Consider the following 26,889-nt stretch of genomic DNA (forward strand, 5'->3'; position numbering starts at 1 on the left):
GCTAGCGCCCCCGCAACGGATCTTGGCGCGCGTCGACGCGATTCTGTTCGATGACCTCGGCGGCCTGTGGCATCTCGTCTTCAAGCTCGTGGTCGCCCTGGAAACCCGCGCCCCGTGCCTGGGCCAGCATTTCCGGCAGGCGCAGCAATTCGGCGATGATGAACAGGCAGGAGGCGATCGGGATTACCGACTGGGTGAGCTGCTGCGACACGAACGGCAGACTGACCAGCGAACTGCCCTGGAGAATCACCACGACCTTGAGCCCGGTCCAGGCCAGCACCACGAAGAACGCGATGGTGAACGCCTCGGCGACGAGCGCCACCGGCACGCGAACCGCCGGCGGCAGCATGTTGACGATGTTCGGGCAGGTGATGTGCGCGCCCTTGCTGGCAGCCAGCGCCCCGCCGTAGTAGGTCAGCCAGGCCAGGCCGGTGGACGCGACTTCGCCGGTCCAGGACAAGGGGGCGTCAAGCAGACGCGACGTGAAACCGATGATGATAACGAGCGCCAGCGCCAGCATAAGCAGCACGACGATCGCTTCCAGCACTTTGTCCAGGCCCGCGCGGATGGCCGCAAGTGTGTTCACGGGGAGTTCTCCTGAAGAGGAATCGCTGTCCGGAGGAGTGCGGACAGCGCCGGATGCACCGGCACTGTCCGCCGTCTATAGCACGCCCTATTGCTTGCTGAGGCTCTGCACTTCCTCGACCATCTGCTTGCCACCGTCGACCTCGTCCTCGAACGACTTGTAGATCGGTTTGGAGGCGTCGATAAAGGCCTGATGGTCGATGTCGTTGACCTCCATGCCCTCGTCCTTGAGCTTGGCCAGCAGGTCCTCGTCCAGTTGCGCGCCGTACTTCAACGCGACCGGCTGCATCTCCTGGGCCGTCTGCTCAAGCACCTGCTTCACATGATCCGACAGGCGATTCCAGCTGGCACCCGTGAGCACATAGGCCGGCGTATAGACGTGGTGCGACATCGACAGATATTTCTGCACTTCGTAGAAGCGCGCCGGATAGATCTGGGCCAGCGGGTTTTCCTGACCGTCGACCGCGCCGGTCTGCAAGCCAACGAAGGTTTCCGAATACGGCATCGGGGTGGGGTTGGCGCCGTAGGACTTGAACATGCGCACGCGCCATACGCCGTTGGGGGTGCGCAGCTTGATGCCCTTCAGGTCGTCCGGCGTCTTGATCGGACGCTTGTTGTTGGTGATGTTGCGGAAACCGTTTTCCCAGATGCCGAGAATCTTGTAGTTCTGGGATGCGGCCGCATCGTCGAGCTTGCCGCGAATGAGCTTGTCGTCGCGAATGCGGGCCATGTGCTCACGATCCTTGACCAGGAACGGCATTTCGAAAAGCGCAAACGGCGGCGCCACCGAGCTCATCACCGTCGACGGCAACGAGATATCGATGGTGCCGAGCTTGAGCTTGCGCAGCATCTGCGTATCGCCACCCAGCTGGCTGGAGCCATAGACCCGGACCTCGGCCTCGTCGCCGAGCTTCTCGTTGGCACGCTTGGCGAACTCGGTCGCGGTCTTGTCCATGAGCGAGCCGGGCTGGCCGACATGGCCGAACTTGATGACTTCAGCGGCTTCCACACCCTGTGCGGACAGGCTGCCCACACCGACCACTGCCATCGCGAGCAGCATTGTCACTGTCTTCTTGAACATGATCTCCTCCTTTTGTTTTTGCCTTGTCCGGCGTCGGTCGATCGGCCGTTTTTCTGTTTTTTACCAACCGATCGACCGTCCTGGTCCCGAGCCCCGTATGGACCCGCCGAACTGGACCGTTTCCTGACGTCCCGTCAGCGGGCCGCCCGTGATTGAGCCCTCGCCGCCTCGGGGGCGGCCAGATAATCCAGCGCCGCCTGCACACCGCCCGGCTGATAGGCCACGCCGGCGCGCTGCAGACCCATCTCGACACCGCTGAGCGTGCCCGCCAGGGTGAGGTCGTTGAAATCCCCCAGGTGGCCGATGCGAAACGCGCGCCCGGCGAGCTTCGACAATCCGGCGCCCAGCGACATGTCGAAATCCTCCAGGATCAGGCGCCGAAGCGCGTCGGGATCGACGTCGTCGGGCACCAGCACCGCGGTGAGCGCGCTGGAATATTCTTCGGGATTCTCGCAGACGATGTCGAAGCCCCAGGCCCGCACCGCGCGGCGCGTGGCCTCGGCGTGGCGGTCATGGCGCGCGAAGACGTTGTCGAGGCCTTCCTCGTTGAGCATGTTGATCGCTTCACGCAGGCCATAGAGCAGATTGGTGGCGGGCGTATAGGGAAAGAATCCGGACTCGTTGGGGCCCATCATCTCTTCCCAGTCCCAGTAGGAACGCGGCTGCGCGGCATCGCGCGCGGCGGCCAGCGCCTTGTCGGAGACCGCGTTGAAACCGAGCCCCGGCGGCAGCATAAGGCCTTTCTGGGAGCCCGCGACGGTGACATCCACGCCCCAGGCATCGTGCTCGTAGCGAATCGAGCCGAGCGACGAAATGGTGTCCACCAACAGCAGCGCCGGATGATTCGCGCGGTCGATCGCCTCACGGATCTGTGCGATCCTGCTGGTCACGCCCGTCGACGTCTCGTTGTGGACGACGGCTACGGCCTTGATCTGATGGCCGGTATCCGCCACGAGACGCTTTTCGATTGCGGCCGGATCCACGCCGTGGCGCCAGTCGCTGTCGACGAGCTCCGGGTCGAAACCCAGACGCTGCGCCATGTTGCGCCAGAGCGTGGCGAAATGACCCGTCTCGAACATCAGCACACGGTCGCCCGGCGACAAGGTGTTCACCAGCGCCGCCTCCCACGCGCCGGTGCCCGACGATGGGAAGATAATCACGGGATTGGTAGTACCGAACACCGGTCTGATGCCTTCGAGGACTTCGGCGCCCAGCGCCTTGAAGTCCGGCCCCCGGTGATCGATGGTCGGATAGGACATCGCGTGCAGTACGCGATCCGGAACGTTGGTCGGCCCGGGAATCTGTAGAAAATGACGGCCGCTCTTGTAGCTCACGTAACGCTCCTCAAAACCGCGGTTGTTCGGGATCCGCGACCGTTGGTCGGCCCTTGGGCCCGGTCGCGACACTCGTCGTCCTGCCATGCCGTCGCCGGTGATGCGGACTCGACACCGCCGGACAGTCACTCATGCCACCCGTTGCATCGACCCGCTGCCGGCCGGCCCGGCCGCTTGTTTTAACCGAGACTAGGCCAACTAAATAATGAATGCAATTTTATTTGCGAAGAGCGCCGCCCGCCTCTAAATCAGTATCTTATTGATTATATGCATTTTTATTTTAGAATAATGAATTCATTCAAGGAATTTCCGAGAATTCAGCCTACGACTTTGGGCGAATACGACCACTGTAGTGCTGCGCCCGATGCGGCGAGCGTCCTCGCCAAAGCTGACTGGGCGTCCGACGTAGGCTAAGGTCGAGCACCGCAAGAAACACCGGACTCGAGGTCAGGAACGTGACAACGCTGCAGGACAAAACCCTTTTCATTACCGGCGCTTCCCGCGGCATCGGCCTGGCGATCGCCCTGCGTGCCGCTGCCGACGGCGCCAATATCGCCATCGCCGCCAAGACCGACACCCCGCATCCGAAACTGCCGGGCACCATCCATACCGCGGCCGAAGCGATCGAGGCCGCCGGCGGCAAGGCATTGCCGATCGTCTGCGATATCCGCGAGGAGGATCAGGTCGAGGCCGCGGTCACCCAGGCGGCCGAGCATTTCGGCGGCATCGATATCTGTATCAACAACGCCAGCGCGATCTCGCTGACGGGCACCCTGGAAACGCCGATGAAGCGCTACGACCTGATGAACCAGGTCAACGCGCGCGGCAGCTATCTGGTCAGCCAGAAATGCATCCCGTACCTGAAGAAGTCCGACAACCCGCATGTACTCATGCTCTCGCCGCCGCTGGACATGAAGCCGAAATGGTTCGGCCCGCATGTCGCCTATTCGATCGCCAAGTACGGCATGAGCCTGTGCGTGCTCGGCATGGCCGAGGAGTTCGCCGACGACGGCATCGCCTTCAATGCGCTATGGCCGCGCACCGGCATCGCCACTGCGGCGATCAATCTCATCGGCGGCGAAGAGATGATGGCGCACTGCCGCACGCCGGAAATCGTCGCCGACGCCGCATACATCATCCTGAACAAGAACAGCCGCGACTTCACCGGTCATTTCTGCCTGGACGACGTGCTGTTGCACGAACACGGGGTCACGGATTTCGATCAGTACGCGGTCGATTCGAGCCAGGACCTCTGGCCCGATTTTTTCGTTCCGGACGACGTGCCGCCGCCGCCCGGCTCGATGGGCAATCGCGTGGATTGATCGGCACGCCGGTCGTTCATTGTTGCTAACGGAGCAGCCGCAGTCGGCCCAGACCCACCGGGAGCGCCTGGTCACGAATCCCCGCAGCGCGCTGCGGGCACTTCAGCAATAGGGTCGCCTAAAGAGAGAGGCGCTCGCTCTGCCCTTGGGTCGTCCTCGCGGTTTCATACCGTAAGGACGATATACGTTTGATTACGCGTTGGTTCTGCCGGTTTCAATGCCCAGAGCATCGACGGCAATGCCGATCAGCTGATCGAGACAGTCGTCGAATGCGTGGCGGCTGGTGTCCAGGCTGAAGTCGGCTTTGCCGTACTCGCTCTCGCGCTCGGCCAGAATACGCCGCAGATCGGCCATGGCCTGGGTGTTGCCTTCCATCGGGCGCGTATCCCCCTGCCTGATCACCCGGTCCATATGCTCTTGGGGCAAGGCCCGTAGCCACACGGTGCAGAAGGCACCACGCAGCAGATTGAAGGTATCCGGTTCGGACACCAGGCTGCCGCCGACCTCGAGCACGATGCGCTCGCTGGAATCGATGGCGTCTTCCAGCGCCTGGCGCTCCAACCGCCGGAACGCGCTCTGTCCGCCAAGTGACACCAGCTCGCCGATCTCCATGCCGCCCAGCGCCTCGATGCGTTCGGTGAGGCGCACGAACGGCAAGCCCAGCCGGGCCGCCAGGGCGCGACCGAGGGTCGTCTTGCCGGCACCGCGCAAGCCGATCAAGGCGATGCCCTCCTGCTCCTGTCGACGGCCGTCGAAGCGCGTCTCGAGCAATTCATAGACTGCCTGCTGATCGCGCGCAGGCAACCTGTGCAGCAGCGTCAACAGCTCCGGCACGATGGCCGGCGTCTCCGATGTACGGGCAAGCAGATGCTGAAAATCGACCCCGAGTGCCGCGGCAATCCGCCAGAGCAGGGTCACCGACGGGTTCGCCTTGCCGGCCTCGAGCTGGGCGAGATAGCGTTCGGAAATATCGGAGTGCTCGGACAGATGCCGACGCGTCATCCCGCGACCGGCGCGCAGGCCGCGAATCCGCTCGCTGAGGTAGTCCAGATAGGGTTTGATATCCGAATCGGCGTCGTCAGCCACGGGCAGAACCTGTCTTGGTTGCATCGAGAAATAGTGTGGCGGGATGGCCCCGCGCTACGCGGTCACAGCCTGCGCATGGCTTGCTGCGGATGGGGGTTCGAAATCACGCCCCGATACCTGATCACCGCACGCGCCCGATCTACAACCGGCGCGACCACGACCGGGGAACGATATCAGACTCTTCAGTAGGTCTCGAAGTGGTAGCGACCGCTGGCGCACATGCGCGTATACAACGCGTCCCAGTCATGACCGTTGGCCAGTGCGATCTCGGCAAAGGCGTCGGCCACCCCCTGCTCCATGCCCTTGAGCCCGCAGATGAACACATGCGTGTTGTCGTCTTCGAGCAAGGCCGCCAGATCGTCGGCGCGGGCACGCATGCGATCCTGCACATATTCCCTGGGCTGGTCGGGCACCCGCGAGTAGGCGAACTCGACGTCGATGAATCCGGCAGGCAATTTTCGCAGCGGCCCGAGATAAGGCAGCTCCTCGGGCCGGCGCGCGCCGAAGAACAGCATCAGGCGGCCCGGCACATCGGCCATATGGCGGCGCCGGCGCTCGGTCATGGCCCGAAACGGCGCCGAACCGGTGCCGGTACAGATCATGACGATATGGGCCTGAGGGTCGTTGGGCATGACGAAGGTATCGCCGAACGGCCCCACTACGCGGACTTCGTCACCGCGCGCCAGATCGCAGAGATAGTTCGAGGCCACGCCACGCTGGGCCGCGCTGTCGCCCTCGCCGAACTCGCGTTTAACCGTAAGGGCCACGTTGTTGTAGTTGGGACGCTCGCCGTCGCGCGGGCTGGATACGGTGTACAGGCGCATGCGATGCGGTTTGCCGCGTTCGTCCTCGCCCGGTGGCAGCACACCAATGCTCTGACCCTCGATCACCGGAAACGCCTGCTTGCCGAAATCCAGCACGATATGCCGGGTGTCCGAATCGGTGGCGCCGTCGGTCAGGCGATAATTGCCGGTGACCCGCGCCAGCGCCGGTTCGCGCCGTGAATAGACGTTGACGTAGGCATGGGCCGCCGACGCCGGTGCGACCAGCCGGGCCTGGCCGCCGTGGGCCGCGGTCAACAGATCACGACTTTCGGCGGTGTCCTGTTCGGCGTCGTCCGACGTTGCCGCAGCGGCGGCCGACGGCTGGACGTCGTCGGTCTCCTCGTCATGCGCCTCCTGCTCTGGCAACTCGTCCCATTCGCCCTGCTCTTCCAGGGTGTAGGGCGTGAGCACGGTTCGCCAGTTGTCGATCGCGCCGGTCGGACAGGGGCTGATGCAGTCCATGCACAGATTGCATTTGTCGACATCCACGATGTAGTTGTCTTCGGTATGCGTGACCGCATCGATCGGACAGGTCTCCTCGCAGGTATTGCAGCGAATACAGATTTCCGGATCGATCAGATGTTGGCGTTGCAGACTCATGGCAGGCTCCGGGGCCGGTGCGGCAGGCGCAATCAGCTCTCGATCTTGACGAACTCGAAGTCGCCCGGTTTCTTGTCGATCGGCACCTTCGCGGGCGCGATCCATTGGGCGAACTGGCCGGGCTCGTAGCAGGGCTTCATCAGCGACGACACGAAGGTGTAGTCGTCCTCGCTCGGAAGCCAGTGCAACTCGTTCGCCTTCCACTCGGCCTCGTCGACGATCCGGCCTTCGGGGGTAACGAAAAGATCCGCGAACTGGCCGACCTGGCGACGGAACGCCATATGCGGCAGGGTCAGCTCGAAGTCGACCCCGGCCTTGCTGATGATCTTGTTCCAGCGTTTGATGCCGGATGCGCATTCCTTGATGTAGTCGTCGCGCAAGCGCGCGTTGAGCGCGTGCAGGGCCGGGCGCTCGACGTACTCGAAGCCGTCACCGACCCGCTCTAGCACCGGATAGGTGTCGCTCGTGAGTCTGTGGTCGTCGTCGATATCCGCTTCCTTGTAGCGGCCCTTGATACCCGAGGTAAACGCATTCGCCGCGTTGGTCGAGCTTTCCGAGCCGAACAGATCCTCGCTCACGGTGAAATGGAAATTCACGTAGCGCTGGATCAGCGGCAGATCGATCACGCCAAGCGCGCGCACCGCGTCGACGTCGTTCGGATCGGCGATTCCGGCCTCGCTCATGGCCTCGACGGTGCGCTGGATGGTGCGTTTGACCCCGTCCTCGCCCACGAACATGTGGTGGGCTTCCTCGGTGAGCATGAAGCGGCAGGTCCGCGACAACGGATCGAAGCCGCTCTGGGCGAGGGATTCGAGTTGGAACTTGCCGTCGCGATCGGTGAAGAAGGTGAACATGAAGAACGCCAGCCAGTCCGGCGTCTCTTCGTTGAAGGCGCCCAGAATCCGGGGCGCGTCCTCTTCGCCTGAACGACGCTTGAGCAACGCCTCCGCTTCCTCGCGGCCGTCGCGGCCGAAGTAGGCCTGCAGCAGATAGACCATCGCCCACAGATGCCGGCCTTCCTCGACGTTGACCTGAAACAGGTTGCGCAGGTCATAGAGCGAGGGCGCGGTCTGGCCGAGCAGGCGCTGCTGTTCGACCGAGGCCGGCTCGGTGTCGCCCTGGATGGTGATCAGGCGGCGCAGGGTCGCGCGATGTTCGCCCGGTACTTCCTGCCAGGCCGGCTCGCCGGCGGCGTCGCCACAGGGAATGGTGCGGCCTTCCTCGGCCGGCGCCAGCAGCACGCCCCAGCGGTACTCGGGCATGTTCACATAGCCGAACTGGGCCCAGCCCTTCGGGTCCACGCCGACCGCGGTGCGCAGATAAACCTCGTTATCCTGAAAACCTTCAGGGCCGCTGCCCAGCCACCAGTCGATGAACCCGGGATGCCATTTCTCCAGCGCCCGCTGCAGGCGCCGATCGCCGGCCAGATTGACGTTGTTGGGAATCTTGGTGTCGTAATCTACGGCATCGTAATCAATCGTATTGTGATCCATCTTCAACTCTCCGTTCACACTCGTGTCTTGTCGTAATCCGCGCGCCGACCGCTGCCGTACAGCTTGAGCGCGCCGTGGTCGCCGGCGGCATTGGGGCGCTGGAAGATCCAGTTCTGCCAGGCGGTCAGGCGCCCGAAGATCCGGGTCTCCATCGTTTCCGGGCCGGCGAAGCGCAGGTTCGCCTCCATACCGACCAACGCATCCGGCGAGTAGGCACGCCGCTCTTCGAGGGCCAGCCGCAGCTCGTCTTCCCAATCGATATCGTCGGGCGCGAAGGTCACCAGCCCCAGCTCCAGCGCGGTGGCCGCGTCGAGATCCTGGCCCATCTGTTCTCGAGCCTCGGCGACGTGGTCGTCGTGGCCGTAGAAGCGCGTGGCGATCCGCGACAGCGCATTGCTCATCGGATAGGCACCGAAGTTGGCTTCGGTCAGACGTATCACCGCCGGCGTCTGCTCGACCTGTTCTTCCTCGAAGATGCCGTCGAGCATGTAGCTGCGGTCCACGGCGAACAGGATCTCGGCGAGAAAACCGACATAGCAGCTGCCGGGCGTGACCAGCGCAAACAGGCTGCGCGAGGTCAGATCGATACGCTTCATCACCCGTTTCCAGTACAGGCCGATTTCGCGGACGAGCCAATGGTCGGCGTGCTCGGCCAGCAGGTCGTCGTAGGCAGCGACCCGGTCCGGATCGCCTTCGCAGCGAAAGATCAGTGAGCCGAGCTCGAGTTCATTGACGCGCAGGTGCAACAGCAGATCGTCGAGCTCGCGTGCCAGGGCCAGCACCCAGAAGCCGGCGCCCTGTTTTTCGATCTCGTCGATGGTGGCCGGCGTTTCCTCGGCCACGGCCTTGATCGTGATCTCGGCGCTACCGGCGGCGCGGTCGAGCGTAGCGACGACGTGCTCGTATTCGATCCGGTCGTCGGCAAAGCTGCGTTCGAGCAGCTTGAGTTCCACGCCGGTCGCCGATTCGCCGGGCCGATCCGAGGTCGATGCCATCTCGCGAGCACGGCTGTCGATAGCGGCCTGCATCTTCGACGCCGGCACCAGTTCGTCAACCAGCCCCCAGTCCTGCGCGCGCTTGCCCTTGACGCCCTCTTCAAGCGTGCAGAACACGTCGGCCAGATCGCGGCGCACATGCCGCTTGTCGGTCACACGGGTGAGCCCGCCGGTGCCCGGCAGCACTGCCAGCAGCGGCACTTCCGGCAGGGCAACGGCCGCGTTGCCGTCGTCGGCCATCAGGATATGGTCGGTACACAGGGCCAGTTCGTAGCCGCCGCCCGCCGCCATGCCGTTGATGGCACAGAGATAGCGTTGCCGCGAATTGTCGCTCGCGTCCTCGATGCTGTTGCGCGTCTCGTTGGTGAACTTGCAGAAATTCACCTTGAGCGCGTGCGACGAACTGCCGAGCATGCGGATATTGGCGCCGGCACAGAACATGCGCTCCTTCGCCGAAGCCATGACCACCGTCTTTACCTCGGGGTGCTCGAAGCGCAGGCGCTGGATGGCGTCGTAGAGCTCGATATCCACGCCCAGGTCGTAGGAATTGAGCTTGAGCTCGTAGCCGGGAAAAAGACCGCCCGCCTCGTCCACGTCCATGCTCAGGTGGGCAATCTCGCCGTCGAACGCCAGTGTCCAGTGGCGATAGCGATCGGGGCGAGTCTGGAAATCCACCGGGGTGCTCGATGATTCCCTGTTTTCAGGCATGACGCTCGCGTTCATTGGCTCCTCCAGGTCACGCAGTCAGAACAGCAGCTGCGCTTGTTAGGAACTATACTGCATGAACTATAATGCCCGGTCAATCCAATAATGATTTATATTTCATTACGCCTTGAGATAGATCCCGGGAAAACCTGCCCCCGGTTGAGCCAGACAGTGATCGATGCCTGCGCGCCACGCGACCACCTCAAGCCCCATATAGCGCGCAACCGACACCCATTCGAGATGACGGCGGGTTTCCCGGCGCAGGCGCGCTACCGCCGAGGGCCGGCCCATACGGCGCTTGAGCAGCGCATTGGCCGCCTGGATCAGGCCCTGGACGTAATGGCCCTGGACCGACTCGCTATCCAGCCCTCGCCACAGCGGCTCCCAGGCTTCGTGGGATTCCCACCAGAAGCCGTGATTGAAGCAGTCCACACCGTAGAGATAGGGCGCACAGTCGGCCCAGTCCGCGGGTGCGCAGCCGCCGATCTCGAACCATGGCGCGCTGTCCACGCTGTGGCCACGCGGATCGGCCGTGGGATGAGGATCGCGACCGGGCAGAAAACGATAGGCGGGCAGAGCACGCGCCGAATAACGCACGGCGAAGCCGGGCGCAGACGCCTGCGCGCCACATCTGAGACTGTCTTGCAGAAGGGGTTGGTCAGGGCCGTTGGCGCGGAACCGGGGCTGCTCGCGGCGCATGTCGTCGCCCCGCCCTATCGCCTGCGGCGACAGGTCGGCAGGCCGCGACGACTTCTCCCCTGACCCGTATTACACCCGTCGCTCATCAGCTATCGGCTTCGACAGCCAAGAGGCCATGCCGGCGGAGAAAGCCACAACTGGCCGCGATCACCGTCTCCGGCTGGTCGCGATAGGCCGCGTGTCCGCAGGGATCGGGCCAGACGCTTTCCACCGGCCCCGCCACCTGCGCTTCGATCGCCTCAATCTGGGCCGCCGTGCCGTAGGCGTCCTGGCCGCCCTGCAGCAACAGCGTGGGTATCGCCACGCCGGGCAGAAACACTTCCAGATTCCAATCCAGAAACCCCGGGTCCAGCCAGGCATCGTTCCAGCCCCAGAACGCGTTATCGACGTTATTGTGGTGGTGCCGCGCCAGACCGTCGCGCAGCCCGCCTTCGAGATAGGCCGCGCGCGCCTGTTCGATCGCCGCTACGCAGATCGGCTCGTTGAAGACATGTGGCGCCATCAGGATCAGGGCCTGCACGCGTGGATCCGGCACGCTGCCGGCATTGATCAGGGCGATCGAACCGCCATCGCTGTGACCTACAAGGATGGCTTGCTGCACGCCGGCGGCATCCAGCACCGCGGGCAGCACCGCCTGGGCCTCGTGGTGCATATAGGTCAACGGCCGCGGCAGCGTCACCGCATCCGAACGCCCGTAGCCGGCACGGCTGTAGACCAGCGCGCCGCAGCCGGTGGCCTCGACCATGCGCTGCGGAAAATCCTTCCACAGGGCGAGGCAACCCAGCCCCTCGTGGAGAAACACCAGCGTCGGCGCATCCGCCGGCCCGGGACCCAGCCAGCGTGCTTCCAGCCGATGCCCGTCGGCCTGGAGTTCGAAATTCCGGATCATGTGCGTGCTCTGAGCTTGAAGCGTTGTATCTTGCCGGTGGCGGTTTTCGGCAGTTCGTCGATGAACTCGATCCAGCGCGGGTACTTGACCGGCGTGATCCGGTCCTTGACGAAATGCTGCAGATCCTCGACCAGCTGCGCATCGCCGTGGCCGCCCTGCTTGAGCACAACGAAAGCCTTGGGCTTGATCAGTTCGTCGTCGGTTTCACAGGGCACGACCGCGGCTTCCAGTACCTGATCGTGACCGATCAGGGCCGACTCGACCTCGAACGGCGACACCCACTGGCCGCTGACCTTGAACATGTCGTCGGTACGCCCGCAGTAATGGTAGTAGCCGTCGTCGTCGCGATAATACTTGTCGCCGGTGCGCGTCCAGCGGCCCTCGAAGGTATCCAGGCTCTTGTCGCGCCGGTTCCAGTACGCCATGCAGGCAGACGGGCCGTTGACCAGCAGCTCACCCACCTCGTTCACCGCCACGTCGTGGCCCTGCTCGTCCGCCAGCCGGACCTGATAACCGGGCACCGGCTCGCCCGAGGTGCCGTAGCGCACTGCCCCGGGGCGATTGCTCAGAAAGATGTGCAGCATCTCGGTGGATCCCACCCCGTCCAGTATCTCGGCGCCGAAACGGGCCTGCCAGCGCTCGCCCACTTCGCGCGGCAAGGCCTCGCCGGCGGACAGGCAGCGTCGCAGCCGCTGTGAGCCGGTGTCGCGACTATTGGCCTCGTCGGCGAGGATCGCCGCATACAGGGTCGGCACCCCGCCGTAGATGGTGGGCTGCTGGCGGCGCATCACGTCCATGACCGCCTCCGGGGTCGGGCGACCGGCCAGATAGACCGCGGTCGCCCCCACCGCAAACGGAAAGGTCATGCCGTTGCCCAGCCCGTAGGCGAAGAACAGCTTCGCCGCCGAGAAGATCACGTCGTCGGGCTCGATACCAAGTACACCGCGCGCATACAACTCGGCGGTCGCGCCCAGATGGCGATGCAGATGCAGGACGCCCTTGGGCGTGCCGGTCGAGCCCGAGGAATACAGCCAGAAGGCGACATCGTCCGCGGTGGTGGGCGCCGCCTCCAGCGCCGGTTCGGCCGCCGCCATCAGATCCGAGAGGGTATGCTCGCCGGCGCCCGGCGTGCCGTCCACGACCAGGGTGTCCAGACATCGCTGGCCCGCCAGAGCCGGGCGTACTTCGGTCAGCAAGGACTCGCTGACGATCACGACCTGGGCCCGACTGTCGGCCAGAATGCTGCTGTAGTCATGGGTATGCAGCAAGGTGTTGAGCGGAATCGGGATGATGCCCGCCTTGATCGCACCCCAGAACACCGCCGGAAACAGCACGCTGTCCTGCATGATCATCGCCACCCGCGACTCCTGCCGCAGCCCCAGCCCGCGCAGGGCGTTGCCGGCGCAATTGACCTGTTCGAGCAACCCGGCATAGGTCGTCGCGCCGTAATCATCGATCACCGCCACCCGCTCGCCGCGACCCTCCTGCACGTGGCGGTCGATGAAGGCGACTGCGGCATTGAAGTCGCGGGGCGCATACACGCCCGGGCCCAGCTCTGGCATCTTCTTCTCCTCGGGTCTTCGTTTTTTATTCTGTGGCGTTACGCATTCCGCCGACTACCCGCCACAGATGTCTTCGCACAAGACGGATCCGCACCGGCCCAGCAACCGACGCCGCCTGCTGTCAGGCGTTCCTGCGCCACCGTCCTACAAATCTTTGAAGCCGGTCTTCAGTGCAAACAGAACGTGAGCGACACTGCACTATAAAACTCGCGCACGACGAACAGCAGCAGGATTTATGCACTATATTGCATTAACGCTAACCAATGCTGACTCCGAACGCAATCGGTTAGGGCGAAAAAGTCCTGAACGCGGACATGCTGCGCCATGAGCAACGGGACGCGGCGTGAACAGCGGGTCGGGCCACGGGAAGGCAAACGGCCTATCTCGCGCTTGTGGATCAACCGTCGCGGGGTATCCGAGCGCAGGCGGATGCCTCGCCCGCCGTCTTCCCGGGCCTCCTACGCTGCGCTACCCTTTTACCGGAAGACCTTTTATCCCGACGGACAACGCTGCGGATTCCCCACTCGATCTGCAGGGCGCATCGGATCGAGGGGCGGGATGCGCTACCGCAGGCTATTCGTGGTTAGATGCAGCGATGCGGGAACAACCGATTAATAGCGCGCCCTGCAGCGTGCCTGCGGTGGTCGCCAGATGGTCGCCATAGCGGCCGGCGCCACGAAGCAGTGCGACTTCATTCGCGCGCTCGAAAGCTTGGCCGCTGACGTCGGCGTGTTACCAACGCATCGCGCGATCTGTCCCAGAGCCTGTTCGCGGTCGGCCGGGCGCCGCTATCGCCACTCGGGCGTCTTGGCTAGCACGTCGTCCGCCGCCTGCTCGTAGGCCGCAGCCAGCCTCAACACGGCAAGATCCGCCCGATGCGGGCCGATCAGCTGCACGCCCATGGCGCGGCCGCGCGCATCGAAACCGGCGGGCACGTTCATCGCGGGCACACCCGCCAGCGACGCGCCGATGACGACTTCCATCCAGCGGTGATAGGTGTCCATCGCATGACCGGCGATCTCGGTGGGCCAGTGCGTGGCGGCATCGAAAGCGAACACCTGGGCGCTGGGCATGGCCAGCACGTCGAAGCGGTCGAAGCAGCGTCGCAGGGCCTGATACCAGGCGCTGCGCTCGACGTTGGCATGGTGGATATCCAGCGCGCTCAGCGCCAGGCCGTGCTCGATCTCCCAGCAGGCTTCGGGTTTGAGCCGGCCTCGCGTATCCGGATTGGCGTGTAGGGGTGCCAGCTTGCCGGCCACCGCCCAGTGACGCAGCGTGTTCCAGCAGCGCCACAGCCGGGCCGGGTCGAAGTCTGGTGTCATCGGCGCGACAACGCAGCCGATCGTCTCCAGCCGCCGCAGCGCCTGTTCGCAGACGTCGAGCACGCCGTCTTCCATCGGCAGATAACCCTGCCAGTCACCGATCCAGCCGATACGCAGACCCTGCGTGTCGCCACGCGGGTCGGTGGCGAATCGGGCGGGATCCTCGGCAATCGATAAAGGTGCACTGGCGTCCGGGCCGGCCTGGGTGGCGAGCAGTTGGGCGACATCGGCCACGCTGCGGCCCATCGGCCCTTCGGTGCCCAACTGCTGGCCGAATACATCCGGCACCGGCGCCTGTGGCACCCGCCCGAACGAGGGCCGCAAACCGAACAGATTGTTGAACGCCGCCGGGTTACGCAGCGAGCCCATCATGTCGCTGCCGTCGGCGACCGGCAGCATGCGCATGGCCAGAGCTGCGGCCGCGCCACCGCTGGAACCGCCGGCGGTCAGCGCATGATCGTAGGCATTGCGGGTGGCGCCGAACAGCGGGTTATAGGTTTGTGAACCCAGCCCGAACTCCGGCGTATTGGTCTTGCCGATGATGATCGCACCGGCCGTCTTCATGCGTTCGACCATCAGCCCGTCCCTGGACGGTATCTGGTCGGCGAACAGCGGTGAGCCGAAGGTGGTGGCGATACCCGCGGTGGGCGAAAGGTCCTTGATCGCCTGCGGAATGCCGTGCAGCCAGCCACGATAGTCGCCACGCGCCAACTCACGGTCGCAGGCATCGGCTTCGGCGAGCAGGACATCAGGATCGCGTCGCGAAACAATGGCATTCACGCGAGGATTGACCCTGTCGATATGCGCAAGATACGCGGTCATCACCTCACGACAGGATATCGTCCGGGCCCCGATCATCCCGGACAGCGCCACGGCGCCGAGCGCCACAATCTCTTCCTGCGCGACCGCGCGCTGCGATGCGTTATCGGACAAACCAATCCTCACCCGGTACAACAGACCCCGAGTATGACCGCTCGCGATTCGCCGCCGCAAAACCACCGCCCGCTGACATCCGCGGCTGCGCGCCGGCCCACGGCCGAATAGGCGGCAAGTTCGGAATCGCGAGGATGCGCGCGTGGATAGCACGGACCGTGGCTCCGTTTACTGGTGGTCTGCGAACGGTGCCACGGTCCGGGTCTCCAGGTGCCAATCTCGACCGAATCGGGCCTTGAACTTGTCCGGATAGGACAAGGTGCCTTTCGCCGTTCCGCCGTGCCAGAGGTCATAGGCGGGATTGCTGTATTCCTTGTAGAACGCGTCCATCCGCTGCGAGAGATCGCTGACCACATCCTGATAGTCGGCCTCCTTCGCCAGATCCTGGGTCTGATCGGGATCGCGGTTCATGTCGTACAGACGATCGTCGCCAAACTCGGCGTCCATGCGCTTCCAGTACGCGAACCGATCAGTGCGAATGCCCCGGGTCTCGGTCTGTTCGTAAAAGATCGCGTCATGCAGCGCGCCGCCGTGCCCGTTGTCCAGCATGTCCTCGAAGCTCTTGCCCGGCGACGCCGGCAGGTCCTGCTGTATCCCGGCCAGGGCCAGGATCGTCACCGGGATGTCGTACTGGCCGATCAGCGCATCGACGACCTTGCCCTTTGCGGCGCCGGGCTTTCTGACGATGAGCGGAACGTGCAGCGCGGTTTCATGCAGGGTCGACGGCTCGCTCAGGATCGTGTGGGTCCAGAGCCCGTGCTGGCCGTAGTAGACGCCCTGATCCGAGGTGTAGATGACAATGGTGTGGTCCTGCAGCCCGCTTTCCCCCAGCGCATCGAGCACGCGCCCGACGTTGGCATCGACATGGGTGTTCTGCGACGCCATGTTGGCGATCGTCTGCTGCGAGCCGGCCATCTTGCTCAAGACCACCCGCAGGATGCGGTCGAGGAAACTCAGCTTCTCGTCGCCCGCGGAGTCGAGTATCTGGTCGATATAGTTCTGGCTGATCGCTTCACGCGGGAAGGATGTCAGGGGTTGCTTCTCGTAGTACGAATAGAACTTGTTGCGGGCCGGGCCCATGTTCGTGGGCGGATTCATGTACGGACCGCTGAACGACAACTCCATGAAGAACGGCTTGTCGGTGTTGGCGTGGTCGCGCAGATAGGCGGCCGCTTTCTTGCCCAGAAAATCGTCGACGTGCTGCCCGGTGACGCGATACTGGCGGTCATTGTCGATGATGTTCTTGTCCCAGAAATCCAGCGTGTGGCCATGCTCGAAGGTGACCCAGTAGTCGTAGCCCAATTGTGGCTTCCAGGGCTGGCCGATATGCCATTTGCCGATCATCGCCGTGCTGTATCCATTCTCCTTCAAGGTATAGGGAATGGTGCGAAACTCGGAGACAGCGGACCAGTCGGGCGGCAACGTCGTCATCTGGGCATCGTTGAGCCAGTCGTGCAGACCGTGCTGGTCGGGCATCAAGCCGGTCAGCAGCGTCGCGCGGGTCGGCGAACACATGCCGTTGGCCGCGAATGCCCGGGTGAAGCGGGTGCCCTGTGTCGCCAGCTGGTCGATGTTCGGCGTGAGAATATCCGGGTTGCCGTAGCTGCCGAGCAGCCCGGCCGACTGATTGTCGGCAACGATGAGCAGGATATTGGGTTTGTCCCGGGCGGCCTCAGCGGCGTTGGCAGCCACGGTGCCGACAAGTAGAAGAACCAGACAGGCAGCCACTACTCCGTATCTCATTTCTCAAACCTCTCATGTCGTGTCCGGCTCCCGCCGATCGCTACGCACGCACGCTGATGAAGAAAGACCGTCCCTTTTTAATTCGCCCTGCGCCGCCGCTCGCATCGGCGACTGTGTCCCGGCCACCCGGCCGCTCAGAAATTGATGATCGCAATCACCTGCGAATAGATATTGGTGTCGTTGTCGCCGATCTGGGTGCCGCCCTGGGAAGCGGACTTGTCGGGCGTGTAGAAGCCGACCAGCGGGCTCAGCACCAGATGCTCGTTGACGACCCACTGGGCATAGAGATCGAACTCGTTGCCGTCGAGAAAGCCCTGGCCGGCGTCGTCGAAGTCGAAGAACAGCGCGCCGAGTTCGACGGTTTCCGAAGGCGCCAGCGCCAGGCCCACATGCTGGACGTCGGTATCGCTGTTGAAGGGCCCGGCATAGTTGGCGGCCACCTCGCCCTGGAACCAGGTGCCGTAGCCGCGATTGAAGCCGAAGAACAGCGGGTCGAAGCCGTCCGAGAACGTCGAATAGCGATAAGTCAGCTTGGGCGACCAGGGCACGGCGGCAAAGGTCCAGCCGGCTTCCCCGTACCAGGCATGGTCGTCGCCGTCGCCGACATAGTTGTCGCCGTTGTCCTGGTCGACGTATTCAGCCGACAGGAACAGGTTCTCCACGCCCAGGCTGCCGTTGGCGCGCACGGCCAGCGTTTCCTGACCGTCGCGGTGCTGGTAGCCGAGGAATTCGGCCGATTCGTCGTCGACGTCGAGGCCCTTGAGATAGGTCAGCCCGACCGTGCCGTAGGTGGCGTCGCGATATTCCAGATTGGCGCCGGCCAGTTCCATCTCGGCCTGGGCCTTGTTGTCGGAATCCAGCCAGAAGCCGTCGATATGAACGCCGGTATCACCGCCAATCCGAAGAATGGCGGTCTGATCGAAGGCCTTGCGGGCGGCGAGCCAATAGGCGCCACCGCGGCTCAGGCCGTTCGGCGCGATGCCGGCGTCGGCGAGCGGCTCGAAGCCTTCGCCGAAGTTGAGCGAATCGCCGTTGACGAGAAAACCGTCGCCGATGGTGAAGCTCTGGCTGCCGAAGGACAGATCGATGCCGTCCTCGCCCAGCCAGGGCACGAGATCGCCCGAGCGCCAGCCGATATAGGCGTCCTCGACCTGGGTGTCCTCTTCCTTGCCGGTGCTAAAGCCACCGGCGTCGCCGTCGCCGCGGGTGGCGGAGCTGAGCAGGTTGAACGCACCGTAGACGCTGCCCGCGCCGTCGAAGGCATGCGCCGCGCTCAAACCGTACTTGGCATAGCCCTCCTGCCATGTGGGACTCGCGTCTTCTGTACGCAACACCTGCGCATAGGCCTTCTGACTGTTGAACACGCCGAGTGCGACTTCGATATCCAGATTGATGACCGAGGCGCCGTCGTCATACAGCTGATAGGCACCCGCCTGGGTAGTGGCACACAGCGCAGTCGCGGCGATGCTGGCACGCACGGCGCCCCGCAGTGAAATGATGGACATGATTTCCCCCTGAGTTATGAATGCCGGACGTGCTTCACAGCGCACGCCCGACGGTGGTTACGGTCGCCCCGCGAGACCGTCCTCGATGGCGATATCCTTGTCGCGCATGCGTTCGAGCAGCGCATTGCGCGCGCCGGCAATTTCCTTGAGCGGCTCGGCACGCAGCCGGCCGACCTCGCTGGCGCTATACGGCTTGAAGTCATGCGGTGCGCTGGCGCCGGCCATGCCGCCGGTCAGCACCCAGTTGAGCAGGGCCGCGAGTTGGGCGTCGTTGAAGCTCGACTGAGACACGCCCGGCACCCGCGCCAGGAATTCACGCCCGCCCTCGACGTCGAGAAAATGGCCGACGAAGCCCTTCATCCGCGGCACGTCGTTGGCCCGCGCCCCTTCGCCGTCCACCAGATGACAGCCCGAACATTCCAGCTGGTAGTTCACCTGCGGCTGGTAATTCGCATCGCGCGCGGTGGCGGCGAGATTCTCGTTGCCCGGCGCCGGCCGATTGTTCGGCCCCGGCAGGCTCTGGGCACAGACCGCAGCGGCGACGAGCAGCGCGCCCGCCGCCAGCGTGGTCCGCGCAATGACAGCACACCCGGCCATGACGCTAGCTCGCCACCCCGCGAATGGTCGCGATGGTGCAGTTGTAGGTCAGATGCTCGGCACCCAGGCACCAGTTGATGTCGTTGTTGTTGAACGGCCGGTACAACGGCTGTTCGCTATCGTTGCGGTTGCAGGCGCACTGGCCACAGGCCTGCTTACCGCAGCAGTCGTTGTAGGCAATGATGTAGTCGCGCCCGTCGGCCGGGTTGTGACAGGTGCCGACCCAGGTGACTTCCGATACGTCCGTGCCCGGCGGGCAGGCGGTGATAGAGCCGCCGCAGCAGGTGCACAGAAAGCCGTCGATCGAGCAGTAGCGCCAGTAGTCGCAGCTCTGCGGGTCGCCCGGGTCCCCGGGCGTGCCGGTTTCGGCCGCGTGGGCGTTGCCGCCGATGCGATCCACGGGCAGGATCAGCGGCAGCGCGGTGCCGGCCACGATCCACGAGCCGAACTTGCACAGCGCATTGCGGCGCGAGGTCGAGTGCGCCACGTGGCGAGTCGAACGTTCAAAGAAACGGTCTATAAATTTCATGTTTTCCCCCGGTGTTTATTGCGCCGCACGCGGCTTGCCGTGCATGTATTCCTGCAACGAGCCCACGCCCATCGACTGGGCCTCGAACAGGCTTTCCAGGTGCTCACGGTTGTTGACCAGGCCCTTGGCGCGCAGTACGCCGTCGGCGTCGATGAGCACCGCATACGGCAGCTTGCCGATCTGATAGGTCATGCCGATCTCGGGGCCGACCACGTAGGTGGCGTCCTCGAGGCCGTGCTCGGCGATCAGCGCCTGCTGCGAGGACGCATCGCCGTCGCTGACATAGACCACGTCCAGTTCGCGGCGATAGCTGCGCGCCAGCGAGCGCAGGCTCGGCAGCAGCGACTTGCAGATCGGACAGGTCGGCGACAGGAAGAACAGCAGCTGGCCACGCTCGCTCTTGTAGCCGACGTTGACCGGCCGTTCCTGCCGATCGACGGCGGTGACCTGGGGCGCGGGACTGTTCACCGCCGCCCCCTTGTCGAGCATGAGCGCACCGGCGGGTGCGATACGCGAGTGCAGTACGCCGATCTGGCGCACCAGCGCCATGACGACGAACGCCAGGGCGACGACCACGATCCAGAGCAGGATCTGCGAAATCAGAGCAACGTCCATGACTATCTCCCGGAAAGCGATTTCAGGCGCGGCTGGTTGGAAGCAAGGCCCTCGATCGCGGTGTAGAGGATCAGACCGGCAGCGACGACCGCCGCGATCAGGAAAAGACCGAATCCGTGCAGCGCCGCCGCACTCATCGGCAACGCCGCCAGCAGGGCCAGCGCGATCAGTACCGTATTGCGCAGCACCAGCGCTCCGGTGATCGGGCGTTCCAGCCCGGGACCGCTGCAGCCGCAGTCGATATCGCGGCGTCCGCGCCGGAGGTTGATCGCGATCGCAGCGGTGTACACCGCCAACAGCAGCACCGCACTCGCGCCACCCCAGGCGCGTCCCGCCGGTATCAGAAGCGCGATCGCGATCAGGACTTCCACCAGCGGCACGGCACGCGCCGCGGTCGCGATGGCGGCCGGTGGCAACAGGTCATAGTCCTCGAGCTGACGCGCAAAACGTAGCGGCGCGCGCAACTTGTGGCTGGCCGCGGCGAACAGGATCACGGCCACGATCAGCGACGCCGACAGGGTGAGAATGGGATGAATCACCATCACATGACTCCTAGTGACTGAGCACCAGTGCCGGGATCTTGCTGATCCCGTCCACCGTGGTCGTATGCGTGTTGTCGGTCAGATCGAACACGTCCAGACCGCCGTCGATATTGATGCCCAGCAGCAGCGGTTCGTCGTCGCTGGTGGCACGCAGGCTCCAGACATAGTTGTCGGTGGTCAGCTCGGCCACCTTCTCGTGGCTATCCAGGTCATAGGCCCAGATCGTGTTGCTCGGGTCTTCCCAGTTGCGATCGCCGTGGTCCGGGTGCACGAGCACATAGAGCCGGTTGAGCTTGGGCGCGATGGCCATCAGCTGCCAGCCGCCCACGCCCCAGCCCTTCTTGCGCTGGGCGTCGGTGAACAGCGACCAGCGCTTGCCGACGGTCGGCGTCTTGCCGGACACGTCGATCGGCTGGATGCTGCCGTCGAGGGTGACGAAGTAGTACATATCGCCGTTGCGCACGGCGCGTTCGTTCATCGCCAGCTGGTTGGGCTCGAAGAACTTGGTGCGCGTACGCGATACCTCGTGCCCGCTGTCGTCGAGGTTGACCTGCTGGAACGTGCCGTCGCCGCAGATCGAGGCGAAGGCGCGATCGCCGATCGGGTAGTTGAGCGAGCAGCCGGCGATATCGATCTCACCGACCACGTCCCGGTTTGTCGTATCCACGACCGTCACCGAGGTCGCCGGGGTGAAGTTGTAGACATAGGCGAAGCGGTCGTCGTCGCTGACCGTGAGCATGTAGCGCTCGATCAGGATATTGGCGCGCTTCTTCGGAATCTTCACTTCCCAGCGCGGCTCGAGCGTTTGCGTGTCCCAGGCAGTTAGCACGTCGGTGCGCTCACCGCGTACGCCGCGCGACCAGAAGGTATCCGCCGAATACAGCGTCTTGGCATCGTGGGACAGCACCGACGGCGCCAGATAGCCGGTCGGAATCATGCCCAGCATCTTCTTGTTTTCCGGGTCCACCACGACGACCTTGCCGGTGGTCGCGTTCTCGAACTCGGTGTCAATGATATAGGCGCGATGCGGCCCGGGCGGGTCCAGCTTGGTGGTGCCGATGGTATCGGCCGGCAGCTGCCCCCAGGCCGTGGTGCTGATCGCCAGTGCTGCGAAAGCCGCCAGCCCCCCGGCGCGATTGAGCGTTGTCTTCATGGTTTCCCTCATTGTCCTGTGCGCTGGTGCGCTGCAAGATTGATGCAAATCGTCATGGCGCCGATCAGTCGAGCACGACCGTCGTCGTCTTTTCCTCGGTATAAGCGAGCACGCCTGACAGGCCGCATTCACGGCCCAGACCACTGTCCTTGAAACCGCCCCACGGCAGGCGCGCGTCGATCGGCGCCCAGGCGTTGATGCCGATCGCGCCTGCCTCGATCTGACGCGCCACGCGATGGGCGCGGGCCACATCGGCGGTCCAGACGGTCGCGGCCAGGCCGTAACGCGTGTCGTTGGCAATGGCGATCGCCTCGGCCTCGTCGGCGAACGGAATCACGGTGCCGACCGGGCCGAAGATCTCGTCGCGGGCGATGCTCATGTCGTTGGTTGCCGCCGCGAACACGGTCGGCTGAACGTACCAGCCGTCGCCTGCCTCGCTGACGCCGCCGGCGCGCAGCTGCGCGCCTTCGTCGCTGCCGCGCCGGATATAGTCGTTGATCTTGTCGAACTGACCGCGGCTCGCCACCGCGCCCATCTGGGTGCTTTCGTCGGCCGGATTGCCGACCTGGATGCTCTTGGCCACGGCCGATAGCTGTTCAGTGAAGGCCTCGGCAATGGACTCGTGCACCAGCAGACGCGTGCCGGCGGCACAGACCTGGCCCTGATTGAAGAACAGGCCCATCGCACAGCCGCCGATCGCGGCTTCGAGATTGGCATCGTCGAATACGATCTGCGGGCTCTTGCCGCCCAGTTCGAGAGCAACGTGCTTGAACAGCGGCGCCGCCAGGCGCTGGATCGCCGCGCCCGTTTCGGGGCTGCCGGTGAAGGTGATCTTGGCCACCTGCGGGTGTTCACACAGCACCGGGCCCAGCGTCGCACCGTCGCCGGTGACAACGTTGACCACCCCATCCGGAATACCGGCTTCCTGGCACAGCCTGGCCAGATGCAGCGCCGACATCGGCGTCTGCTCGGCCGGCTTGATCACCACCGCGCAGCCGGCCGCGAGCAGCGCGCCCAGTTTCCAGCAGGTGATCATCAGCGGCGTATTCCAGGGCACGATGGCTGCGACCACGCCCACCGGCAGGCGCTCGGTATAGGACAGGGTCGGCCGGCCCATATAGCCGGGCGTGGGAATGGTGCGGCCTTCGATCTTGTCGGCCCAGCCGGCGGCGTGACGCAGCGTGCCGATCGCGTTGGGCAGATCGAGCATGCGCGGCTCGACCGGCGGCCGACCGATGGCATGGGCATCCATGTCCGCAAGCGCGTCTGCGTCGCGTTCGACCAGATCGGCCAGGCGATGAATACACAGGCCGCGATCGGCGCCGCTCATCTGCGACCAGGCGCCGCCCTTCAACTGGGCGTGGGCCGCGGCGATCGCCTTGTCGGCGTCGGCGGCGGTACCGGCGGCGGCCGTGGCCAGCGTGGCGCCGGTTGCGGGATCGGGCAGCATCATCGTGGCCCCGTCGGACGCAGCCACGGCGGCACCGGCGATGAAATGTTGGTAGGTCTGGCTCACGTGTTCTCCTCGATCGCTGGCATGTCGGTGGTATCGCCGGGGCCAAGCGCGTCGAGCGCCGCGGCGGCAATACCGGTATCCATGCCATCGAGATTGCCCCGGCCGTCGCCCGCTGCGCATGTCGCTGCGTGCATTTCCTGTTGTCCTGGCGTGCAGCATCGAGCGCGTTTTAGTGCATGTGCAACCGGTTTTTGACAGTCCACGCCGGGTGGGTTAAACCAGACCATCGGCGCGGCAGAAAAACGAAAACCCGCGCTTTGGCGCGAGAATTGCGCGCGTGAACGCCGAAACTCAATTTTGGCGCCAGACCCAAGACCAGAGCCAAAACCAGCACCAGGGGCGACACCATCCGATGCAGCATCCGCAGCGGCTAAACAACACATCCGGCACCGCCCGATTCGAGGATTTCGGCGGCTGGCACGACTTCGTCAACGCTCATTTCCCAACGCTGGAGATGGCTAACCACTCCTGTACGCCGTTTCAGGCCAGCGCCAGCAGCTGTCGTCTCGGCGACTATAGCCTGACCCATATCGGCTCGGCCGCGTCTTCCGTGGATCGCACGCCAGTGCTCGCCCGGCGCGCCAGCGCCGGCTATCTGAAAGTGATGTGGCAACTGGCCGGGCAGCTGGAGCTGTCGCAGGATCGCCGCTCGGTATGTCTCGCCCCGGGCCACGCCGCGCTGTGCGATACCACCCGGCCGTATCGCATTCGCCTGAGCGACGGCGCGCGTCTGGCGGTGTTGCTGATTCCCTACGACGTCGACAGCCGCCTGCCCCGCTACGCCGAGCGCATGAGCGCAACCGAGCTGGGCGACATGCCGACCATGCAGGCCGCACTTGGCGCGATCACCGGTCTGGCCCGTTCGCGCCCGGCCGCGGACGATCCGGGCACGGCCGATGTCATGCAGGCGGTGGGTGCGATGCTGGCGGCAACCTTTTCGCGCGCCGCGGAGCCGGACGAGTCGGCGCTGGACGATCAGCGCCTGCAGCGCGCCGAGCACTATATCGCCACCCATCTGGCAAGCAGCGATCTCACCCCCGCGCGCCTTGCGGCCGCGCTCTGTGTGTCGCGGCGCAGCCTGTATGCCCTGCTCGCACGCCATGGCCTGACCCCGGCACGGCTGATCACCGAAACCCGCCTGCGCCATGCGTGCGATGCGCTGGCGGCCACCGCTCGCCGGCAGGAAAGCATCACCGACATCGCCCAGGCCCACGGATTCGGCGACAGCGCCCGCTTCAGCCGCGCCTTCAAGGAACGCTTCGGCCAGCCGCCGAGCCTGTGGCGCAGCGAGCACGGCGACCACTAGCCGACGAACCGATCGGCGGCCGAACACGCCATTGCCGGACGGCTGGCCGGGCCGTTCAGTCTTTGCCGGCCACGCGCCGGTCGATCACGTGCTTGGCCTTGCCCAGTGAGCGCTCGAGCGTGCCCACCGCCGACAGGGTGATGTTGGTGGTGATGCCGATATAGGACTTGATGTGCTGCTGCAGCCTGCTCAGCGTCTCGTCCTCGGTGCTGTGATCGTCGAAGTCGTGGGCGCGTTCGACGGTGAGTGCGACATGATCGAGATTGCCGTCGCGGGTGAGTTCGATCAGGTAATGCGGCGCCAGGCCTTTCTGCTGGCAGATGATCTCCTCGATCTGGGTCGGGAAGACGTTCACGCCGCGGATGATCAGCATGTCGTCGGAACGACCGGTGATCTTGTCCATGCGCCGCATCGAGCGCGCGGTCGGGGCGAGCAGCCGGGTGAGATCGCGGGTGCGATAACGGATGATCGGCAGCGCTTCCTTGGTCAGCGAAGTGAATACCAGTTCGCCCGGCTCGCCTTCCGGCACCACTTCTCCGGTGAGCGGGTCGATGATCTCCGGGTAGAAATGATCTTCCCAGATCACCGGCCCATCCTTGGTCTCGACGCATTCGTTGGCCACGCCCGGGCCCATGACTTCCGACAGGCCATAGATATCGACCGCATCGATACCGGCGCGGCGCTCGATCTCCTCGCGCATGGCGTTGGTCCACGGCTCGGCGCCAAAGATACCGATCTCCAGCGACGACTCGCGCGGGTCCAGCCCCTGGCGCTCGAACTCCTCGATGAGATTGAGCATGTAGGAGGGCGTGACCATGATGATGCGCGGCTTGAAGTCGCAGATCAGCTGGACCTGTTTCTCGGTCTGGCCACCGGACATCGGCACCACCGTGCAGCCAAGTTTCTCGGCGCCGTAGTGGGCGCCCAGCCCGCCGGTGAACAGGCCGTAGCCGTAGGCGATATGCACGATATCGCCGGGCCGGCCGCCCGACGCGCGAATGGAGCGCGCGACCAGATTGGCCCAGGTCTCGATATCGTTGGCGGTATAACCCACCACCGTCGGCTTGCCGGTGGTGCCGCTGGAGGCATGGATACGCGCCACCTTCTCGCGCGGCACCGCGAACATGTCGAACGGATAAGCGTCGCGCAGATCCTGCTTGGTGGTGAACGGGAACCTCGCCAGATCGGCCAGCGTTTTCAGGTCATCCGGATGCACGCCGGCGGCGTCGAACTTGGCCTTGTAGCGCGGCACGTTCTCGTAGGCGTGCTTGAGCGACCATTTCAGGCGTTCGAGCTGAAGCGCTTCCAGTTCGGCGCGCGGCGCGGTTTCGATGGGATCCAGAAACGGGGTGGCTTCGAGTTGGGCTGCCATGTCGATCTCCTCTCGGTGTCGGTTCGGCGCCGGCGTGGTCGCGGCGCATTGTTGTTTGTCGTCAGCGTTCGGGTTCAGCGGGCGGCGTTGTCGCGCATGGTCTCCAGCACTTCACCGCGCACGCGGTGCGACTTGCCGCGGAACAGCACGATGATCTCGTCACGCTGATTGCGCACGGTCACGTCATAGACGCCGCTACGGCCGGCGCCGAAGCGTTTCTCTGCCTCGGCGACCAGCCGGTCACCGGCAAGGCCTGGGCGTAGATAATCGATATTGCAGGCCGCGCCCACGGTGTTCTGGTTGTCGCTGTTGCAGGCGAAGGCGAAGGCGCTGTCGGCCAACGAGAAGATCAGGCCGCCGTGACAGGTCTGGTGACCGTTGACCATGTCGTCCCTGACGATCATCGCCACGCGTGCATAGCCCGGGCCCGCGGCCTCTATCTGCATGCCGAGCATCGTGGATGCGGCATCGCGTTCGAGCATGGCTGCGGCCACCGCTTCGGCCAGTTGCTGCGGGTCGGCGGGTGCCGCCACGGCGTCGGGTTGTTCGCTGACTTCCATGCCCTGTCTCCTCTCAACTTT

24 protein-coding genes are annotated in these 26,889 nt (G+C 64.6%); 2 read left to right on the plus strand and 22 right to left on the minus strand.

Features of this window, described 5'->3' with window-relative positions; translation table 11 throughout:
• Window position 1: 1 nt before the first annotated feature.
• The 3 genes from ACFOSU_RS05785 to ACFOSU_RS05795 form a co-directional block, all read right to left on the minus strand.
• Window positions 2–586, minus strand: a complete 585-nt coding sequence (locus ACFOSU_RS05785; RefSeq protein WP_380687401.1) for a TRAP transporter small permease — start codon at window positions 584–586, stop codon at window positions 2–4.
• An 87-nt stretch (window positions 587–673) separates the two neighbouring features.
• Complete coding sequence (locus tag ACFOSU_RS05790) at window positions 674–1,666, minus strand: TRAP transporter substrate-binding protein (protein WP_380687403.1); 993 nt, start codon at window positions 1,664–1,666, stop codon at window positions 674–676.
• A 134-nt stretch (window positions 1,667–1,800) separates the two neighbouring features.
• Entirely contained in the window at window positions 1,801–3,000 is a 1,200-nt protein-coding gene (locus ACFOSU_RS05795; protein WP_380687405.1) for a pyridoxal-phosphate-dependent aminotransferase family protein, read from the minus strand.
• 455 nt (window positions 3,001–3,455) lie between these two features.
• Here ACFOSU_RS05795 and ACFOSU_RS05800 point away from each other — a divergent pair, with 455 nt between their 5' ends.
• Entirely contained in the window at window positions 3,456–4,322 is an 867-nt protein-coding gene (locus tag ACFOSU_RS05800) for an SDR family oxidoreductase (RefSeq protein ID WP_380687407.1), read from the plus strand.
• 192 nt (window positions 4,323–4,514) lie between these two features.
• Here ACFOSU_RS05800 and ACFOSU_RS05805 read toward each other — a convergent pair whose 3' ends face one another.
• The 17 genes from ACFOSU_RS05805 to ACFOSU_RS05885 all read right to left on the minus strand — a co-directional run bounded on the left by ACFOSU_RS05805 (window position 4,515) and on the right by ACFOSU_RS05885 (window position 23,764).
• Window positions 4,515–5,408, minus strand: coding sequence for a helix-turn-helix transcriptional regulator (locus tag ACFOSU_RS05805; RefSeq protein WP_380687409.1), 894 nt, complete (start codon window positions 5,406–5,408; stop codon window positions 4,515–4,517).
• A 182-nt stretch (window positions 5,409–5,590) separates the two neighbouring features.
• A complete protein-coding gene (gene boxA, locus ACFOSU_RS05810; protein ID WP_380687411.1) occupies window positions 5,591–6,832 on the minus strand; it encodes a benzoyl-CoA 2,3-epoxidase subunit BoxA in 1,242 nt (413 codons plus the stop codon).
• 32 nt (window positions 6,833–6,864) lie between these two features.
• Complete coding sequence (gene boxB, locus ACFOSU_RS05815; RefSeq protein ID WP_380687414.1) at window positions 6,865–8,325, minus strand: benzoyl-CoA 2,3-epoxidase subunit BoxB; 1,461 nt, start codon at window positions 8,323–8,325, stop codon at window positions 6,865–6,867.
• 14 nt (window positions 8,326–8,339) lie between these two features.
• On the minus strand, window positions 8,340–10,028 hold the full coding sequence (boxC, locus tag ACFOSU_RS05820) for a 2,3-epoxybenzoyl-CoA dihydrolase (RefSeq protein WP_380687416.1): 1,689 nt from the start codon (window positions 10,026–10,028) through the stop codon (window positions 8,340–8,342).
• 117 nt (window positions 10,029–10,145) lie between these two features.
• Entirely contained in the window at window positions 10,146–10,622 is a 477-nt protein-coding gene (locus ACFOSU_RS05825; protein ID WP_380687419.1) for a DUF309 domain-containing protein, read from the minus strand.
• A 187-nt stretch (window positions 10,623–10,809) separates the two neighbouring features.
• Window positions 10,810–11,613, minus strand: a complete 804-nt coding sequence (locus tag ACFOSU_RS05830; protein WP_380687422.1) for an alpha/beta fold hydrolase — start codon at window positions 11,611–11,613, stop codon at window positions 10,810–10,812.
• Window positions 11,610–13,175, minus strand: a complete 1,566-nt coding sequence (locus ACFOSU_RS05835; protein WP_380687424.1) for a benzoate-CoA ligase family protein — start codon at window positions 13,173–13,175, stop codon at window positions 11,610–11,612. The genes ACFOSU_RS05830 and ACFOSU_RS05835 overlap by 4 nt, the downstream gene beginning before the upstream one ends.
• A gap of 788 nt (window positions 13,176–13,963) precedes the next feature.
• Window positions 13,964–15,430: an amidase gene (locus ACFOSU_RS05840; RefSeq protein WP_380687426.1), complete on the minus strand. Its 1,467-nt coding sequence runs from the start codon at window positions 15,428–15,430 to the stop codon at window positions 13,964–13,966.
• A 168-nt stretch (window positions 15,431–15,598) separates the two neighbouring features.
• Window positions 15,599–17,173, minus strand: coding sequence for a sulfatase family protein (locus ACFOSU_RS05845; RefSeq protein WP_380687428.1), 1,575 nt, complete (start codon window positions 17,171–17,173; stop codon window positions 15,599–15,601).
• 134 nt (window positions 17,174–17,307) lie between these two features.
• The gene (locus ACFOSU_RS05850; protein ID WP_380687430.1) at window positions 17,308–18,678 is read right to left on the minus strand and encodes an alginate export family protein; all 1,371 of its coding nucleotides are present in this window, start codon (window positions 18,676–18,678) and stop codon (window positions 17,308–17,310) included.
• A 57-nt stretch (window positions 18,679–18,735) separates the two neighbouring features.
• Complete coding sequence (locus tag ACFOSU_RS05855) at window positions 18,736–19,275, minus strand: cytochrome C (RefSeq protein ID WP_380687432.1); 540 nt, start codon at window positions 19,273–19,275, stop codon at window positions 18,736–18,738.
• 4 nt (window positions 19,276–19,279) lie between these two features.
• The gene (locus ACFOSU_RS05860; protein WP_380687434.1) at window positions 19,280–19,804 is read right to left on the minus strand and encodes a methylamine dehydrogenase light chain; all 525 of its coding nucleotides are present in this window, start codon (window positions 19,802–19,804) and stop codon (window positions 19,280–19,282) included.
• Between the two features lie 15 nt (window positions 19,805–19,819).
• Window positions 19,820–20,419 carry a methylamine dehydrogenase accessory protein MauD gene (gene mauD / locus ACFOSU_RS05865; protein ID WP_380687436.1) on the minus strand — a complete coding sequence of 200 codons (600 nt, stop codon included), beginning with the start codon at window positions 20,417–20,419 and terminating at the stop codon, window positions 19,820–19,822.
• Window positions 20,420–20,421: 2 nt separating this feature from the next.
• Window positions 20,422–20,961: a MauE/DoxX family redox-associated membrane protein gene (locus ACFOSU_RS05870; protein WP_380687438.1), complete on the minus strand. Its 540-nt coding sequence runs from the start codon at window positions 20,959–20,961 to the stop codon at window positions 20,422–20,424.
• 10 nt (window positions 20,962–20,971) lie between these two features.
• Window positions 20,972–22,114, minus strand: coding sequence for an amine dehydrogenase large subunit (locus ACFOSU_RS05875; RefSeq protein ID WP_380687440.1), 1,143 nt, complete (start codon window positions 22,112–22,114; stop codon window positions 20,972–20,974).
• A gap of 64 nt (window positions 22,115–22,178) precedes the next feature.
• Window positions 22,179–23,630, minus strand: coding sequence for an aldehyde dehydrogenase family protein (locus ACFOSU_RS05880; RefSeq protein ID WP_380687442.1), 1,452 nt, complete (start codon window positions 23,628–23,630; stop codon window positions 22,179–22,181).
• A complete protein-coding gene (locus ACFOSU_RS05885; RefSeq protein ID WP_380687444.1) occupies window positions 23,627–23,764 on the minus strand; it encodes a hypothetical protein in 138 nt (45 codons plus the stop codon). The genes ACFOSU_RS05880 and ACFOSU_RS05885 overlap by 4 nt, the downstream gene beginning before the upstream one ends.
• A gap of 218 nt (window positions 23,765–23,982) precedes the next feature.
• On the opposite strand from ACFOSU_RS05885, the gene ACFOSU_RS05890 reads away from it, so the two are divergent.
• Window positions 23,983–24,936: a helix-turn-helix domain-containing protein gene (locus tag ACFOSU_RS05890; RefSeq protein ID WP_380687446.1), complete on the plus strand. Its 954-nt coding sequence runs from the start codon at window positions 23,983–23,985 to the stop codon at window positions 24,934–24,936.
• Window positions 24,937–24,991: 55 nt separating this feature from the next.
• Here the strand turns inward: ACFOSU_RS05890 and paaK are convergent, their stop codons facing one another.
• Window positions 24,992–26,308, minus strand: coding sequence for a phenylacetate--CoA ligase PaaK (gene paaK / locus ACFOSU_RS05895; protein ID WP_380687448.1), 1,317 nt, complete (start codon window positions 26,306–26,308; stop codon window positions 24,992–24,994).
• 74 nt (window positions 26,309–26,382) lie between these two features.
• Window positions 26,383–26,868 carry a hydroxyphenylacetyl-CoA thioesterase PaaI gene (gene paaI / locus ACFOSU_RS05900; RefSeq protein WP_380687450.1) on the minus strand — a complete coding sequence of 162 codons (486 nt, stop codon included), beginning with the start codon at window positions 26,866–26,868 and terminating at the stop codon, window positions 26,383–26,385.
• Window positions 26,869–26,889: the final 21 nt, after the last annotated feature.

Source organism: Salinisphaera aquimarina (assembly GCF_042643355.1).
Taxonomy (GTDB): Bacteria; Pseudomonadota; Gammaproteobacteria; order Nevskiales; family Salinisphaeraceae; genus Salinisphaera; species Salinisphaera aquimarina.

Bases quoted from the DNA above. Each gene is read 5' to 3' on its own strand.
- boxC (WP_380687416.1), bottom strand. From the start codon at position 10,028: ATGCCTGAAAACAGGGAATCATCGAGCACCCCGGTGGATTTCCAGACT.
- ACFOSU_RS05855 (WP_380687432.1), bottom strand. From the start codon at position 19,275: ATGGCCGGGTGTGCTGTCATTGCGCGGACCACGCTGGCGGCGGGCGCG.
- paaK (WP_380687448.1), bottom strand. From the start codon at position 26,308: ATGGCAGCCCAACTCGAAGCCACCCCGTTTCTGGATCCCATCGAAACC.
- ACFOSU_RS05845 (WP_380687428.1), bottom strand. From the start codon at position 17,173: ATGAGATACGGAGTAGTGGCTGCCTGTCTGGTTCTTCTACTTGTCGGC.
- paaI (WP_380687450.1), bottom strand. From the start codon at position 26,868: ATGGAAGTCAGCGAACAACCCGACGCCGTGGCGGCACCCGCCGACCCG.
- boxB (WP_380687414.1), bottom strand. From the start codon at position 8,325: ATGGATCACAATACGATTGATTACGATGCCGTAGATTACGACACCAAG.
- ACFOSU_RS05870 (WP_380687438.1), bottom strand. From the start codon at position 20,961: ATGGTGATTCATCCCATTCTCACCCTGTCGGCGTCGCTGATCGTGGCC.
- ACFOSU_RS05830 (WP_380687422.1), bottom strand. From the start codon at position 11,613: ATGATCCGGAATTTCGAACTCCAGGCCGACGGGCATCGGCTGGAAGCA.
- ACFOSU_RS05850 (WP_380687430.1), bottom strand. From the start codon at position 18,678: ATGTCCATCATTTCACTGCGGGGCGCCGTGCGTGCCAGCATCGCCGCG.
- ACFOSU_RS05790 (WP_380687403.1), bottom strand. From the start codon at position 1,666: ATGTTCAAGAAGACAGTGACAATGCTGCTCGCGATGGCAGTGGTCGGT.
- mauD (WP_380687436.1), bottom strand. From the start codon at position 20,419: ATGGACGTTGCTCTGATTTCGCAGATCCTGCTCTGGATCGTGGTCGTC.
- ACFOSU_RS05860 (WP_380687434.1), bottom strand. From the start codon at position 19,804: ATGAAATTTATAGACCGTTTCTTTGAACGTTCGACTCGCCACGTGGCG.
- ACFOSU_RS05885 (WP_380687444.1), bottom strand. From the start codon at position 23,764: ATGCACGCAGCGACATGCGCAGCGGGCGACGGCCGGGGCAATCTCGAT.
- ACFOSU_RS05890 (WP_380687446.1), top strand. From the start codon at position 23,983: ATGCAGCATCCGCAGCGGCTAAACAACACATCCGGCACCGCCCGATTC.
- ACFOSU_RS05835 (WP_380687424.1), bottom strand. From the start codon at position 13,175: ATGCCAGAGCTGGGCCCGGGCGTGTATGCGCCCCGCGACTTCAATGCC.
- boxA (WP_380687411.1), bottom strand. From the start codon at position 6,832: ATGAGTCTGCAACGCCAACATCTGATCGATCCGGAAATCTGTATTCGC.
- ACFOSU_RS05875 (WP_380687440.1), bottom strand. From the start codon at position 22,114: ATGAAGACAACGCTCAATCGCGCCGGGGGGCTGGCGGCTTTCGCAGCA.